The organism is Paracoccus subflavus (assembly GCF_004310345.1).
Taxonomy (GTDB): domain Bacteria; phylum Pseudomonadota; class Alphaproteobacteria; order Rhodobacterales; family Rhodobacteraceae; genus Paracoccus; species Paracoccus subflavus.
In genome coordinates this window covers 574,822-587,863 of sequence record NZ_SISK01000001.1, presented here as the reverse complement: position 1 = coordinate 587,863, position 13,042 = coordinate 574,822, and the positions used below count along the sequence as shown (strand labels likewise).

Sequence of the window (13,042 nt, the reverse complement as noted above, 5' to 3'; positions counted from 1 at the left end):
GCCATGGCGGTATATCCCGACATCGACGCACTGGAGCAATTGGCCGAGCATATTGCCCTGCGCTGCCCGGATCAGGTTCTTGAGACGCAACTGGCCTTTGGCGAGTTGACGGTGACCTCGACCGTGTCGGGGATCATGGATCTGATCGAATTCCTGCGCAGCGACAGTTCCTGCCGGTTCTCGACCCTGGTGGACATCACCGCCGTCGATCATCCGCAGCGGCCCCAGCGGTTCGACGTGGTCTGGCATCTGCTGTCGATGTACCAGAATCAGCGCATCCGCCTCAAGGTCGCGGTGCGCGAGGATGAGGTGGTTCCCTCGACCATACGGATCTTTCCCTGCGCCAACTGGTTCGAACGCGAGATATTCGACATGTTCGGCATCCTGTTCGCCGGGCATCCCGACCTGCGCCGCATCCTGACTGACTATGGTTTCAGCGGCTATCCCCTCCGCAAGGACTTTCCGACCACCGGCTATGTCGAGGTCCGCTATGACGAATCCGAGAAGCGGGTGGTCTATGAGCCCGTTCACCTGACGCAGGAATATCGTCAGTTCGATTTCCTGTCGCCGTGGGAGGGCGCGAAATACGTGCTGCCCGGCGACGAAAAGACCAAGGGGTAAGGCCATGGACGGCGATATCCGCACCAACCAGTACGACGACGGCTCGTCCGACATGCTGGTCGGCGAACAGAAGATCCGCAATTTCAACATCAACTTCGGTCCCCAGCATCCGGCAGCCCATGGCGTGCTGCGCATGGTGCTGGAACTGGACGGCGAAGTCGTGGAACGCGCCGACCCGCATATCGGCCTGCTGCATCGCGGCACTGAAAAGCTGATGGAAAGCAGGACCTATCTGCAGAACCTGCCTTATTTCGACCGTCTGGATTACGTGTCGCCCATGAACCAGGAACATGCCTGGTGCCTGGCGATCGAGCGGCTGACGGGCACCGTGGTGCCGCGTCGGGCCAGCCTGATCCGGGTTCTGTATTGCGAGATCGGGCGCATCCTGAACCACCTTCTGGGCCTGACTACCGGCGCCCTGGACGTCGGCGCGCTGACCCCGCCCTTGTGGGGGTTCGAGGCCCGAGAGCAACTGATGGTGTTCTATGAGCGTGCCTCCGGTGCCCGGCTGCACGCGGCCTATTTCCGCCCCGGCGGCGTCCATCAGGATCTTTCCCCAGACCTTCTGGACGATCTCGAGGCGTGGTGCGAGCAGTTCCCCAGGCTCGTGGACGATCTGGATACGCTTCTGACCGAAAACCGCATCTTCAAGCAGCGGCTGGTCGGCATCGGGATCGCGACGGAACAGGACTGCCTGGACTGGGGCTATTCCGGCGTGATGGCGCGGGGGTCGGGTCTTGCCTGGGATTTGCGGCGGTCGCAGCCCTATGAATGCTATGACGAATTCGATTTCCAGATCCCGGTGGGTCGCAATGGCGACAGCTATGACCGCTATCTGATCCGCATGCAGGAGATGCGGGAATCGACCAGGATCATGCAGCAAGCGATCCGTAAATTGCGGGCCGAACCTGCGGGGGACGTGCTGGCGCGCGGCAAGATCACGCCGCCCCGGCGCGTCGACATGAAGCGCGACATGGAAAGCCTGATCCACCATTTCAAGCTGTATACCGAGGGCTTCAAGGTGCCCGCAGGCGAAGTCTATGCGGCGGTCGAGGCGCCCAAGGGCGAATTCGGCGTCTATCTGGTCAGCGACGGCACCAACAAGCCCTATCGCGCCAAGCTGCGGGCGCCGGGATTTCTGCATTTACAGTCGATCGACTGGATGGCCAAGGGCCATCTGCTGGCCGACGTGCCCGCCATCATCGCAACGATGGATATCGTATTCGGAGAGGTTGACCGCTGATGCTGCGCCGTCTTTCGCCCGTCCAGCCGGACAGCTTTGAATTCACCCCGGCGAATCTGGAATGGGCACAGGTCCAGATGTCGAAATATCCCGAAGGGCGTGAGCAGTCGGCGATCATTCCGATCCTGTGGCGCGCACAGGAGCAAGAGGGCTGGCTCTCCCGGCCCGCCATCGAATACTGCGCCGAACTTCTGGGAATAGCCTATATCCGGGCGTTGGAAGTGGCCACCTTCTACTTTATGTTCCAGTTGCAACCTGTTGGATCGGTGGCAAACATCCAGATTTGCGGCACCACGACCTGCATGATCTGCGGGGCCGAGGCCCTGATCGATGTCTGCAAGCGCAAGATCGCGCCCGCGCCGCACACCCTGTCGGCGGACGGCAAGTTCAGCTGGGAGGAGGTCGAGTGCCTTGGCGCCTGCACCAATGCCCCCATGGCCCAGATCGGCAAGGATTTTTACGAGGATCTGACGCCCGCCGCGCTGGAGGCGTTGATCGACGCATTTTCGGCCGGGCAGGTGCCGCTGCCTGGGCCGCAGAACGGGCGCTTCTCGTCCGAACCGCTGGGTGGTCCGACGGCGCTGGCCGATCTGCGGGGACAGGCCGACGAACGCAACGCCAGTGTCGCCCTTGCCCGCGACCTTGGCGATACGGTCAGGCGGATCGATGGAACCGAGGTGCCGATCCTGTCGAAATGGCTGCGGACCCCCGAGGCGGCCGTGGATGACCAGTCCGGCGTCGATACGGCCCCTGAAACAGAACCGCATCCGGCCGAGGGCGAGCCCGCCGATGCGACCGGCGTGACCGTGCAAGAGGCGCAGGCGGCATCCGCCGCGCGTCCGGTATCAGACCGCAACCCCGCCGGCATCCGGGCGGTCGAGGAACGGGAACAAAAGGATGATCGGAGCCCCTCGTGATGCAGCCGCAGATCTCTTGTGGGCATTGGCCGGGTGCGATGCGCGGTTTCGGCTTCTTGGCTCCGGCGCGGGGGTGCTGATGGCCGCGTCCGGCCCTGAAAGGGATGCGAGACAGATGCGGCTGGTCGGGATCGTGCTGGTGGTCACGATCTGCGGCTGGCTGCTGGTGCAGTTGCTGGGGCGCGAATACGGGTGGCCCGCCCGGTGGGCCTTTCTGGCGGATCTGGCCGCCATGGGTGCTTTTGTCTGGTCGCTGATCGTGACCTGGCGTATCTGGCGGCGCAGGAAGGCCTGACGCCCGGATGAGAGGATCGAGAACAGGATGCTGAAAGATCAGGATCGCATTTTCACCAACATCTACGGGATGGGCGACCGCAGCCTGGCCGGGGCGAAAAAGCGCGGCCATTGGGACGGCACCGCCGAAATCATCGGCCGGGGCCGGGACAAGATCGTGGAACAGGTCAAGGCCTCGGGCCTGCGGGGACGCGGCGGGGCGGGTTTCCCGACCGGCCTGAAATGGTCGTTCATGCCCAAGGAAAGCGATGGGCGGCCGTCCTATCTGGTGATCAACGCCGACGAATCCGAACCCGCGACCTGCAAGGACCGCGAGATCATGCGCCACGATCCGCACACGCTGATCGAAGGCGCGCTGATCGCCAGCTTCGCCATGGGCGCGCACGCGGCCTATATCTATATCCGCGGTGAATTCATCCGCGAGCGCGAGGCGCTGCAGGCCGCCATCGACGAATGTTATGACGCGGGACTGCTGGGCGCGAACGCGGCAGGGTCCGGCTGGGATTTCGACCTGTACCTGCACCACGGCGCGGGAGCCTATATCTGCGGCGAGGAAACAGCGCTGCTGGAAAGCCTGGAAGGCAAGAAGGGAATGCCGCGCATGAAGCCCCCCTTCCCGGCGGGCGCGGGGCTTTACGGCTGCCCGACCACGGTGAACAACGTCGAATCCATTGCCGTCGTGCCGACCGTCCTGCGGCGCGGGCCGGAATGGTTCGCGGGCTTTGGCCGTCCGAACAACGCGGGCGTCAAGCTGTTCGGCCTGACCGGCCATCTGAACACGCCCTGCGTGGTCGAGGAAGCCATGTCCATCCCCATGCGCGAGTTGATCGACAAGCATGGCGGCGGCGTGCGCGGTGGCTGGAAGAACCTCAAGGCGGTGATCCCTGGCGGCGCGTCCTGCCCGGTCCTGACGGCCGAGCAGTGCGAGAATGCCATCATGGATTACGACGGGATGCGCGATCTGCGGTCGTCCTTCGGCACGGCCTGCATGATCGTGATGGACCAGCAGACCGACGTCATCAAGGCGATCTGGCGGCTGTCCAAGTTCTTCAAGCACGAAAGCTGCGGTCAATGCACGCCCTGCCGCGAGGGCACCGGCTGGATGATGCGGGTGATGGAGCGTCTGGTGCGCGGCGATGCCGAGGTGGCGGAAATCGACATGCTGCTGGACGTGACCAAGCAGGTCGAGGGCCACACCATCTGTGCCCTGGGAGATGCGGCCGCCTGGCCGATTCAGGGCCTGATCCGCAATTTCCGCGAGGAGATAGAGGATCGCATCAAGGCCAAGCGCACCGGCCGCATGGGGGCGATGGCGGCGGAATGAGGGGCTTGGCGGCATATCACGCCGCTGTCGCGGGGTCGTGTCGGGCGAAAGGCCGGGCGGGGGGATATGTCAAGGGACATCGCCAACCAAAGGTCCATGCCATGACCCGCACCATCGTCGCCGCCCTTGCCATCGCCGCCGCCTGTGCCGGCCCCGCCGCCGCGCTGCCGCCGTTGTCCGCAGAACGTCATATCAACGACAGTCTGGTCCAGGCGCGCGTCGCCGACATGTTGCGCCGGGGCTGCCCCGATCTGGACGCCCGGATCATCAGGGCCTTCAACGAGGCCCGCAAGCTGAAGCGTTATGCGCTGAACCAAGGCTACAGCGAGGCCGAAATCGATGCCTTTCTGGACAGCCGCGACGAACGCCGCCGCATCTATGCCCAGGCCGACCGCTACATGACCGCCAACGGGGTGGTGAACGGCCAGCCCGAGACATTCTGCCGTCTGGGGCAGCAAGAGATAGAACGGAAGACGATCGCGGGATCGCTTCTGGTTGCCAGGTAAGGAAGAACGCCGATGGCCGATTTGCGCACCATCAAGATCGACGGGACCGAGATCGAGGTCGATCCCAACCTGACCCTGATCCAGGCCTGCGAACTGGCCGGGATCGAGATTCCGCGGTTCTGCTATCACGAACGACTGTCGATTGCGGGGAACTGCCGGATGTGCCTGGTCGAGGTCGTGGGCGGACCGCCCAAGCCCGCCGCGTCCTGTGCCATGCAGGTCAAGGATTTGCGGCCCGGCCCGGACGGCGCGCCGTCCGAAATCCGCACCAACAGCCCGATGGTCAAGAAGGCCCGCGAGGGCGTGATGGAGTTCCTGCTGATCAACCATCCGCTGGACTGTCCCATCTGCGACCAGGGCGGCGAATGCGATCTGCAAGATCAGGCAATGGCTTACGGCGTGGATTTCAGCCGGTATCGAGAGCCGAAGCGCGCGGCCGAGGAGCTGAACCTTGGACCGCTGGTCGAAACCCACATGACCCGCTGCATTTCCTGCACGCGCTGCGTCCGATTCACCACCGAGGTCGCGGGCATCAGCCAGATGGGCCAGACGGGCCGGGGCGAGGACAGCGAGATCACCAGCTATCTGAACGAGACGCTGGCCTCGAACCTGCAGGGCAACATCATCGACCTGTGCCCGGTGGGCGCGCTGGTCAGCAAGCCCTATGCCTTCAAGGCGCGACCCTGGGAGTTGCGCAAGACCGAGACCATCGACGTCATGGACGCGCTGGGCAGCAACATCCGCGTGGACGTAAAGGGCCGCGAGGTGATGCGCATCCTGCCGCGCAATCACGACGGCGTGAACGAGGAATGGATCAGCGACAAGACCCGCTTCGTCTGGGACGGGCTGCGCCGGCAGCGGCTGGACAGACCCTATCTCCGCGAGAATGGCAAGCTGCGTCCCGCCACCTGGGACGAGGCTCTGACTGCCGCCGCGACGGCCATGAAGGGTCGCAGGGTTGCGGGCCTGGTCGGCGATCTGGCCCCGGTCGAGGCTGCCTTCAGCCTCAGGCAACTGGTCGAAGCCCTGGGCGGACATGTCGAATGCCGCACGGATGGGGCACGGCTGCCTGCGGGCAATCGCGGGGCCTATGTCGGCACGGCGACGATCGCGGACATCGACAGCGCGAAACGCATCCTGCTGATCGGCACCAACCCGCGCGACGAGGCGCCGGTCCTGAACGCCCGCATCCGCAAGGCCTGGATGCATGGCGCGCAGATCGCCCTTGTGGGGCAGGCGGCGGACCTGACCTATGACTATCACCACCACGGCGATGACCGCGCCACGTTGTCGCGTCTGGTCGAGGGGGATTTCACGTCCAGCGCGGGCACGCCTGGCCTTGTGATCGTCGGCCAGGGCGCCCTGCGCGAGGCGGACGGCGAGGCCGTGCTGGCCAATGCCATGCGTATCTGCGAATTGGACGATTGCAGGCTGCTGGTCCTGCACACCGCGGCATCCCGTGTCGGCGCCATGGACGTGGGTGCAGTGACCGACGGCGGGATGGTTGCGGCCATCGACGCGGCCGATGTGGTCTATAACCTTGGCGCCGACGAGGTGGATATCGCCCCCGGTGCCTTCGTGATCTATCAGGGCAGCCACGGCGACCGGGGTGCGCATCGGGCGGACGTCATCCTGCCCGGCGCCTGCTACACCGAAGAAAACGGCCTGTTCGTCAACACCGAAGGCCGCCCGCAACTGGCCCTGCGCGCGAACTTTGCGCCCGGCGAGGCCAAGGAGAACTGGGCAATCCTGCGCGCCTTGTCGGCGGAACTGGAGGCGACGCTGCCTTGGGACAGTTTGACGCAACTGCGCCGCGCCCTTGTCGGGGTAGTGCCGCATCTGGCGCAGATCGACCAGGTGCCGGAAAACGAATGGCAGCCCTTGCCGCGCCTGGACATGGGCCGCGGGGCGTTTCGTCCGGCAATCCGGGACTTTTATCTGACGAACCCGATCGCGCGCTGTTCGCCGCTGATGGGGGAACTGTCCCGCATGGCCGCCGCGCGTCATGCGCCCGCCCTGGCGGCCGAGTAACCGCCATGCGGCCAGCGTCCCGCCAGCCACGGATCATTGCCACGGCTCTGGCCGGGGCTGCGGTGCTGGTCGGCTGCGGACAGGACGCCGGCGACGGGCGGCCCCTGCCCAAGCCCCAGACGCTGACCGCCCGATTGGCCGCCCCCGGCGCAGTGGATGGCAAGGCGCCCCTGACGCTGGCACGAATTTCGACCAAGTCGGGCGAAATCATGATTCTGGAACCCGATGGCAGCGTGTCCACCATGGCTCTGGACAGTCCCGGAGGGCAGGACGCCTTTGCCGTGACCGAAGCCGACCTGATGGCCTTGAACGCCAATCTGGATCTGAATCTGGACGGCGTGGCGGCGGCCGACCTGCCGCCGCGCCAGACAGCCCAGGAAAAGGCACTCGAGGATTTTGCGGCCCGCATGCAGCCCGCGCTGCCTGCATGGAATGGATCCACCCCGGTCGATCCGCAGGATTTCATGGGTGCCCGCGTATCCCCCCTTGGTCCCGACGGATCGTCCGATCTGGTCGAGGTGACGGCGAACTTGCGCAAGGGGGTGGACGTCGATATCGCCTTCTCGTATGCCACCTGCGCATTGGCCGGCTGGGCCAGCCGGCATGACAAGGCTTACGGTCGCCATGTGCGCACGCTGCAGGACACGCGCAACGGCAAGCTGCTGATCGGGGCCGCATTCACGCTGTCCGAAGGCAAGCCGATGGGTCTGCGGGTGATGGAAACGAACGAAACCTTGCGAGAATGCAAGGCGCGCGGCATTCCCGCGGCGTAGGAGATGGGGACGGGCATGGCTGATTTCTGGACATCCTCTCTGGGCATAACGATGATCCTGCTGGCGCAGGGGCTGGCGGTGATCGCATTCGTCATGCTGTCGCTGATCTTTCTCGTCTATGGCGACCGCAAGATCTGGGCGGCCGTGCAGATGCGGCGTGGTCCCAACGTGGTCGGCCCCTGGGGCCTGTTGCAGACCTTCGCAGACGCGCTGAAATACGTTCTGAAGGAAATCGTCATTCCCGCGGGGGCGGACAAGTTCATCTTCTTTCTGGCGCCGTTCCTGTCGATGACGCTGGCGCTGCTGGCCTTTGTAGCGATCCCCTTTGCGCCGGGCTGGGTGATGGCCGACATCAACGTGGGCATCCTGTTCATCTTCGCCGTCTCGTCGCTCGAGGTATATGGCGTGATCATGGGCGGCTGGGCCTCGAACTCGAAATATCCGTTCCTGTCGGCGCTGCGGGCGGCGGCGCAGATGATTTCCTACGAGGTCAGTCTGGGCCTGATCATCATCGGCGTCATCATCTCGACCGGGTCGATGAACATCACCGCCATTGTCGAGGCGCAGGCAGGGGCGGGTCTGCTGTCCTGGTACTGGCTGCCGCATCTGCCGATGCTGGTGCTGTTCTTCGTCAGCGCGCTGGCCGAAACCAACCGCCCCCCCTTCGATCTGGCCGAGGCGGAGTCGGAACTGGTCGCGGGCTTCATGGTCGAGTATTCCTCCACGCCCTATCTGCTGTTCATGGCGGGCGAATACATCGCCATCTGGCTGATGTGCGCGCTGATTTCGCTGCTGTTCTTCGGCGGCTGGCTGTCGCCCATTCCGGGCATCCCGGACGGCGCCATCTGGATGTTTCTGAAGATGGTCTTCTGGTTCTGGATGTTCGCCATGGTCAAGGCGATCGTCCCCCGGTATCGCTATGACCAGTTGATGCGGATCGGCTGGAAGGTGTTCCTGCCGCTGTCGCTGGGCTGGGTCGTTCTGGTCGCGTTTCTGGCGCGTTACGAAGTGTTCGGGTCGTTCTGGGCCCGCTGGGCAGGAGCATGAGCCATGGCCTATTCCAACCGCATCGCCGAAATGCTGGCCAATGCGTCCGAAACCGACAAGATCGAGTTCGCGCATTTCCTGGCCAACAATCTGGATAGCGCCGAACAGTCCCGCGACGGCGCGCGGATCCGCGAATACGTGGCAGCCTTCGACCGCTTTGCCGCGCCCAAGCAGGGAGAGGAGTTCTGAATGGCCTTCGACATCGCCCGCGCTACCAGGTATTTCCTGCTGTTCGACTTCATCAAGGGGTTCGGATTGGGGGTGAGGTATTTCTTCGCGCCCAAGGCGACCATCAATTACCCGCATGAAAAGGGTCCATTGTCTCCGCGCTTCCGGGGTGAACATGCCCTGCGCCGATACCCGAACGGCGAGGAACGCTGCATCGCCTGCAAGCTGTGCGAGGCGATCTGCCCCGCGCAGGCCATCACCATCGACGCCGAACCGCGCGAGGACGGCTCGCGCCGCACCACGCGCTATGACATCGACATGACCAAGTGCATCTATTGCGGCTTCTGCCAGGAGGCCTGTCCGGTCGACGCCATCGTCGAGGGGCCGAACTTCGAATTTGCCACCGAAACGCGCGAGGAACTGTTCTACGACAAGCAGAAGCTCTTGGACAACGGCGCCCGCTGGGAAGCCGAGATCGCCCGCAACCTTGCCATCGACGCGCCCTACCGATGAGCGAGGCATTCTCCAAGCTGTTCCAGCAGATGATGCAGTCGGGCCAGGAAATGGCCCGGGCCTTCAATCCTGCACTGGAAACCCTGGACCCCCGCGCGTTCGAGAAGATGATCCCGACCATGCCGGCGGACATGCTGGAAATGTGGTTCGGGCGCACCTTCAATCGCGATGGTCTGGACGCCAAGACGCGGCTGTTGGTGACAGTGGCCGCGCTGACCGTGCTGGGGGCCCATGCCGAGCCGCAGTTGCGCCTGACCATCCGCCACGCGATCGAGGCCGGCGCCACCGCGCGCGAGGTGGCCGAGGTGATCTATCAGATGGGGATGTTCGGCGGTATCCCCGCCATGCAGAAGGCCCTTGAGGTTGCTCAGGGCGTTTTCAGCGAACAGGAAGGGAAACAGTCGTCATGATGGTTTTTGCCTTTTACCTGTTCGCCGTTTCGGTCTGCCTGTCGGGCTTCATGGTGGTGTTGTCCCGCAACCCGGTGCATTCGGTCCTGTGGCTGATCCTGGCCTTCATCTCGGCGGCCGGGCTGTTCGTGCTGCAGGGCGCGGAATTCGTGGCGATGCTGCTGGTGATCGTCTATGTCGGCGCCGTGGCCGTGCTATTTCTGTTCGTGGTCATGATGCTGGACGTCGATTTTGCCGAACTGAAGGGCGAACTGGCACGCTATCTGCCGCTTGCCGCGCTTATCGCCATCGTCCTGTTCGCCCAGCTTGCCATTGCCGTGGGCGGCTGGGAAAGCTCGATCGCGGCCGAGGGGCTGCGGTCCGTGCCGATGGTTGTCGAAACCCAGAACACCAATGCCATCGGCCTGGTGCTGTATGACCGCTATCTGCTGCCGTTCCAGATTTCGGGGCTGATCCTGCTGGTCGCGATGATCGGGGCCATCACCCTGACGATGCGCCACCGCCGCGACATCAAGCGCCAGAACGTGCTGGAACAGATGTATCGCGATCCGGCCAAGGCCATGGAACTGCGCGACGTGAAGCCGGGACAGGGGCTGTAGGGCGTTCCTGCAACCTGTCCAGATGAATCGGGTGAACAGAACCCGGAGGGACGAAAGACGATGATCGGATTGACACATTACCTTGTCGTGGGGGCGATCCTGTTCGTCGCCGGGGTGTTCGGCATTTTCGTGAACCGAAAGAACGTCATCGTCATCCTGATGTCGATCGAATTGATCCTTCTGGCGGTCAACATCAACTTCGTGGCCTTTTCCGCTTATCTGGATGACCTGGCCGGACAGGTCTTCACCATGTTCATCCTGACGGTGGCCGCCGCCGAGGCCGCCATCGGCCTGGCGATCCTGGTGGTCTTTTTCCGCAACCGCGGCAGCATCGCCGTGGACGACGTCAACATGATGAAGGGCTGATCGGTCATGGTGCAATTCATCCTGTTCGCGCCCCTTGTTGCGGCGCTGATTGCGGGTTTCGGCTGGCGCATCACGGGCGAACGGGCCGCGATGCTGCTGACCACCGGCGTCCTGTCCGTCTGCGCGCTGTTTTCATGGATCGTGTTCGCGGGCTTTGACGGGCAGACCCAGCACATTCCGGTGCTGGACTGGATCGTGTCCGGGGAATTCACCAGCGAATGGGCCATCCGGCTGGATCGGCTGACGGCGATCATGCTGATCGTCGTGACCACCGTATCGGCCTTGGTTCACCTTTATTCCATGGGCTACATGGCCCATGACGACAACTGGACCCATCACGAACACTACAAGGCGCGGTTCTTCGCCTATCTGTCCTTCTTCACCTTTGCCATGCTTATGCTGGTGACGGCCGACAATCTGTTGCAGATGTTTTTCGGCTGGGAGGGTGTGGGCGTTGCCTCGTACCTGCTGATCGGGTTCTATTACCGCAAGCCTTCTGCCAATGCCGCCGCCATGAAGGCGTTCATCGTCAATCGCGTGGGCGACTTCGGGTTCCTGATGGGGATTTTCGGGCTCTGGTGGATGTCCGGATCGATCCAGTTCGATGCGATCTTCGCCCAGGTGGATGAATTGGCACAGGCGCAGGTCCATTTCCTGTGGGCCGATTGGAACGCCGCGAACCTGCTGGCGGTGCTGCTGTTCATCGGCGCCATGGGCAAGTCGGCACAACTTTTTCTGCACACCTGGCTGCCCGACGCGATGGAAGGCCCGACCCCGGTGTCGGCGCTGATCCATGCCGCGACCATGGTGACGGCAGGGGTGTTCCTGGTCTGCCGCATGTCGCCGTTGTTCGAATTCGCCCCCGAGGCCAAGATGTTCGTGACGATCATCGGCGCCTCGACCGCCTTCTTCGCCGCGACCGTGGGCCTGGTGCAGAACGACATCAAGCGCGTGATCGCCTATTCGACCTGCTCGCAACTGGGCTATATGTTCGTGGCGGCGGGCGTGGGCGTCTATTCGGTGGCGATGTTCCACCTGTTCACCCATGCCTTCTTCAAGGCGATGCTGTTCCTGGGTGCCGGTTCGGTTATCCATGCGATGCATCATGAACAGGATCTGCGCAATTACGGCGGGCTGCGTAAAAAGATTCCGCTGACCTTTGCCGCCATGCTGATCGGCACGCTGGCGATCACCGGCGTCGGCATTCCGCTGACCCATATCGGCTTTGCGGGTTTCCTGTCCAAGGATGCGGTGATCGAAAGCGCCTATGCCTCGGGCGTGGGCTATGCCTTCTGGCTGCTGGTGATCGCCGCGCTGATGACCAGCTTTTATTCCTGGCGGTTGATGTTCCTGACCTTCTGGGGCGAACCGCGCCCGCAAAAGGTCTGGGACGCCGAAATCAAGACCGAGGAGGAGGTGCAGCCCGTGCCCGCCCATGGCGGTCACTCCGGGGCGCATGGCCATGACGGGCAGGACCATCACGATCCGCTGCACGCGCATCACCATGCGCATGAAAGCCCCCCGGTGATGACTGTTCCCTTGGGCGTCTTGGCGCTGGGGTCGATTTTTGCCGGCATGATCTGGTACGGCAGCTTTTTCGGCGACGACGTGCCGCGGTTCTTTGGACTGCCCGATACCCACGCCGAACAGGCCGAGGCCGGCCCCGGCGAGGCACTGGAGGGCGCGCTGGCCGAAGATGCGCATGGCGCCCCCGCCGGCGCCGCCAGCGACCCCGCTGCGGGATCGGCCGACGAGGGACAGCAGGTCCTGGCAGGGTGGGAAAGCGGCGCGATCTTCATGCGGTCGGACAACACCGTGCTGCACGATGCCCATTACGTGCCCACATGGGTAAAGCTGTCGCCCTTTGTCGCCATGCTGACCGGGCTTGGTCTGGCCTGGCTGATGTATATCCGTTACCCCGCTGCCCCGGCGCGGCTGGCGGCGCAGCAGCCGGCCCTGTACCGGTTCCTGCTGAACAAATGGTATTTCGACGAGATCTATCACGTCCTGTTCGTGCAGCCGGCGCGATGGATCGGACAGGTTCTGTGGACGGGCGGCGACGGAACGATTATCGACGGCACCATCAATGGGGTGGCCATGGGAATCATCCCGCGCCTGACGCGCTTCGCGGGCCGGGTGCAGTCGGGCTATCTGTTCCATTATGCCTTTGCGATGGTTGTCGGTATCGTGGGCTTGCTGATCTGGGTGATGACGCGAGGCGCGCACTGAC

General features: G+C 63.7%; 15 protein-coding genes. All 15 read left to right on the top strand.

The window, feature by feature from the left end; all coding sequences use genetic code 11:
* Window positions 1-3 precede the first annotated feature (3 nt).
* Window positions 4-621 carry an NADH-quinone oxidoreductase subunit C gene (locus tag EYE42_RS02945; protein ID WP_130989786.1) on the top strand — a complete coding sequence of 206 codons (618 nt, stop codon included), beginning with the start codon at window positions 4-6 and terminating at the stop codon, window positions 619-621.
* A 4-nt stretch (window positions 622-625) separates the two neighbouring features.
* Window positions 626-1,864, top strand: a complete 1,239-nt coding sequence (locus EYE42_RS02940; protein WP_130989785.1) for an NADH-quinone oxidoreductase subunit D — start codon at window positions 626-628, stop codon at window positions 1,862-1,864.
* The gene (nuoE, locus tag EYE42_RS02935) at window positions 1,864-2,781 is read left to right on the top strand and encodes an NADH-quinone oxidoreductase subunit NuoE (protein WP_130989784.1); all 918 of its coding nucleotides are present in this window, start codon (window positions 1,864-1,866) and stop codon (window positions 2,779-2,781) included. The genes EYE42_RS02940 and nuoE overlap by 1 nt, the downstream gene beginning before the upstream one ends.
* The gene (locus tag EYE42_RS02930; RefSeq protein ID WP_425466551.1) at window positions 2,762-3,076 is read left to right on the top strand and encodes a DUF5337 domain-containing protein; all 315 of its coding nucleotides are present in this window, start codon (window positions 2,762-2,764) and stop codon (window positions 3,074-3,076) included. The genes nuoE and EYE42_RS02930 overlap by 20 nt, the downstream gene beginning before the upstream one ends.
* Window positions 3,077-3,103: 27 nt before the next feature.
* The gene (gene nuoF / locus EYE42_RS02925) at window positions 3,104-4,399 is read left to right on the top strand and encodes an NADH-quinone oxidoreductase subunit NuoF (RefSeq protein ID WP_130989783.1); all 1,296 of its coding nucleotides are present in this window, start codon (window positions 3,104-3,106) and stop codon (window positions 4,397-4,399) included.
* Window positions 4,400-4,500: 101 nt separating this feature from the next.
* Complete coding sequence (locus EYE42_RS02920; protein ID WP_130989782.1) at window positions 4,501-4,905, top strand: DUF5333 domain-containing protein; 405 nt, start codon at window positions 4,501-4,503, stop codon at window positions 4,903-4,905.
* A gap of 12 nt (window positions 4,906-4,917) precedes the next feature.
* Complete coding sequence (gene nuoG / locus EYE42_RS02915) at window positions 4,918-6,936, top strand: NADH-quinone oxidoreductase subunit NuoG (protein ID WP_130989781.1); 2,019 nt, start codon at window positions 4,918-4,920, stop codon at window positions 6,934-6,936.
* 5 nt (window positions 6,937-6,941) lie between these two features.
* Window positions 6,942-7,709: a hypothetical protein gene (locus tag EYE42_RS02910; RefSeq protein ID WP_130989780.1), complete on the top strand. Its 768-nt coding sequence runs from the start codon at window positions 6,942-6,944 to the stop codon at window positions 7,707-7,709.
* A gap of 15 nt (window positions 7,710-7,724) precedes the next feature.
* Complete coding sequence (gene nuoH, locus EYE42_RS02905) at window positions 7,725-8,756, top strand: NADH-quinone oxidoreductase subunit NuoH (protein ID WP_130989779.1); 1,032 nt, start codon at window positions 7,725-7,727, stop codon at window positions 8,754-8,756.
* A gap of 3 nt (window positions 8,757-8,759) precedes the next feature.
* A complete protein-coding gene (locus tag EYE42_RS02900; RefSeq protein WP_130989778.1) occupies window positions 8,760-8,945 on the top strand; it encodes a hypothetical protein in 186 nt (61 codons plus the stop codon).
* Window positions 8,946-9,437, top strand: coding sequence for an NADH-quinone oxidoreductase subunit NuoI (gene nuoI, locus EYE42_RS02895; protein WP_130989777.1), 492 nt, complete (start codon window positions 8,946-8,948; stop codon window positions 9,435-9,437).
* Complete coding sequence (locus EYE42_RS02890; protein ID WP_130989776.1) at window positions 9,434-9,847, top strand: carboxymuconolactone decarboxylase family protein; 414 nt, start codon at window positions 9,434-9,436, stop codon at window positions 9,845-9,847. The genes nuoI and EYE42_RS02890 overlap by 4 nt, the downstream gene beginning before the upstream one ends.
* Complete coding sequence (locus EYE42_RS02885) at window positions 9,844-10,446, top strand: NADH-quinone oxidoreductase subunit J (RefSeq protein WP_130989775.1); 603 nt, start codon at window positions 9,844-9,846, stop codon at window positions 10,444-10,446. Before EYE42_RS02890 ends, EYE42_RS02885 begins: the two co-directional genes overlap by 4 nt.
* Before the next feature lie 60 nt (window positions 10,447-10,506).
* Window positions 10,507-10,812: an NADH-quinone oxidoreductase subunit NuoK gene (nuoK, locus tag EYE42_RS02880; RefSeq protein WP_130989774.1), complete on the top strand. Its 306-nt coding sequence runs from the start codon at window positions 10,507-10,509 to the stop codon at window positions 10,810-10,812.
* Window positions 10,813-10,818: 6 nt separating this feature from the next.
* The gene (nuoL, locus tag EYE42_RS02875; protein WP_130989773.1) at window positions 10,819-13,041 is read left to right on the top strand and encodes an NADH-quinone oxidoreductase subunit L; all 2,223 of its coding nucleotides are present in this window, start codon (window positions 10,819-10,821) and stop codon (window positions 13,039-13,041) included.
* The last annotated feature ends 1 nt before the right edge of the window (window position 13,042 follow it).

Coding starts and splice junctions, on each gene's coding strand:
- EYE42_RS02945 (WP_130989786.1), top strand. CDS start 4: ATGGCGGTATATCCCGACATCGACGCACTGGAGCAATTGGCCGAGCAT.
- EYE42_RS02940 (WP_130989785.1), top strand. CDS start 626: ATGGACGGCGATATCCGCACCAACCAGTACGACGACGGCTCGTCCGAC.
- nuoE (WP_130989784.1), top strand. CDS start 1,864: ATGCTGCGCCGTCTTTCGCCCGTCCAGCCGGACAGCTTTGAATTCACC.
- EYE42_RS02930 (WP_425466551.1), top strand. CDS start 2,762: ATGATCGGAGCCCCTCGTGATGCAGCCGCAGATCTCTTGTGGGCATTG.
- nuoF (WP_130989783.1), top strand. CDS start 3,104: ATGCTGAAAGATCAGGATCGCATTTTCACCAACATCTACGGGATGGGC.
- EYE42_RS02920 (WP_130989782.1), top strand. CDS start 4,501: ATGACCCGCACCATCGTCGCCGCCCTTGCCATCGCCGCCGCCTGTGCC.
- nuoG (WP_130989781.1), top strand. CDS start 4,918: ATGGCCGATTTGCGCACCATCAAGATCGACGGGACCGAGATCGAGGTC.
- EYE42_RS02910 (WP_130989780.1), top strand. CDS start 6,942: ATGCGGCCAGCGTCCCGCCAGCCACGGATCATTGCCACGGCTCTGGCC.
- nuoH (WP_130989779.1), top strand. CDS start 7,725: ATGGCTGATTTCTGGACATCCTCTCTGGGCATAACGATGATCCTGCTG.
- EYE42_RS02900 (WP_130989778.1), top strand. CDS start 8,760: ATGGCCTATTCCAACCGCATCGCCGAAATGCTGGCCAATGCGTCCGAA.
- nuoI (WP_130989777.1), top strand. CDS start 8,946: ATGGCCTTCGACATCGCCCGCGCTACCAGGTATTTCCTGCTGTTCGAC.
- EYE42_RS02890 (WP_130989776.1), top strand. CDS start 9,434: ATGAGCGAGGCATTCTCCAAGCTGTTCCAGCAGATGATGCAGTCGGGC.
- EYE42_RS02885 (WP_130989775.1), top strand. CDS start 9,844: ATGATGGTTTTTGCCTTTTACCTGTTCGCCGTTTCGGTCTGCCTGTCG.
- nuoK (WP_130989774.1), top strand. CDS start 10,507: ATGATCGGATTGACACATTACCTTGTCGTGGGGGCGATCCTGTTCGTC.
- nuoL (WP_130989773.1), top strand. CDS start 10,819: ATGGTGCAATTCATCCTGTTCGCGCCCCTTGTTGCGGCGCTGATTGCG.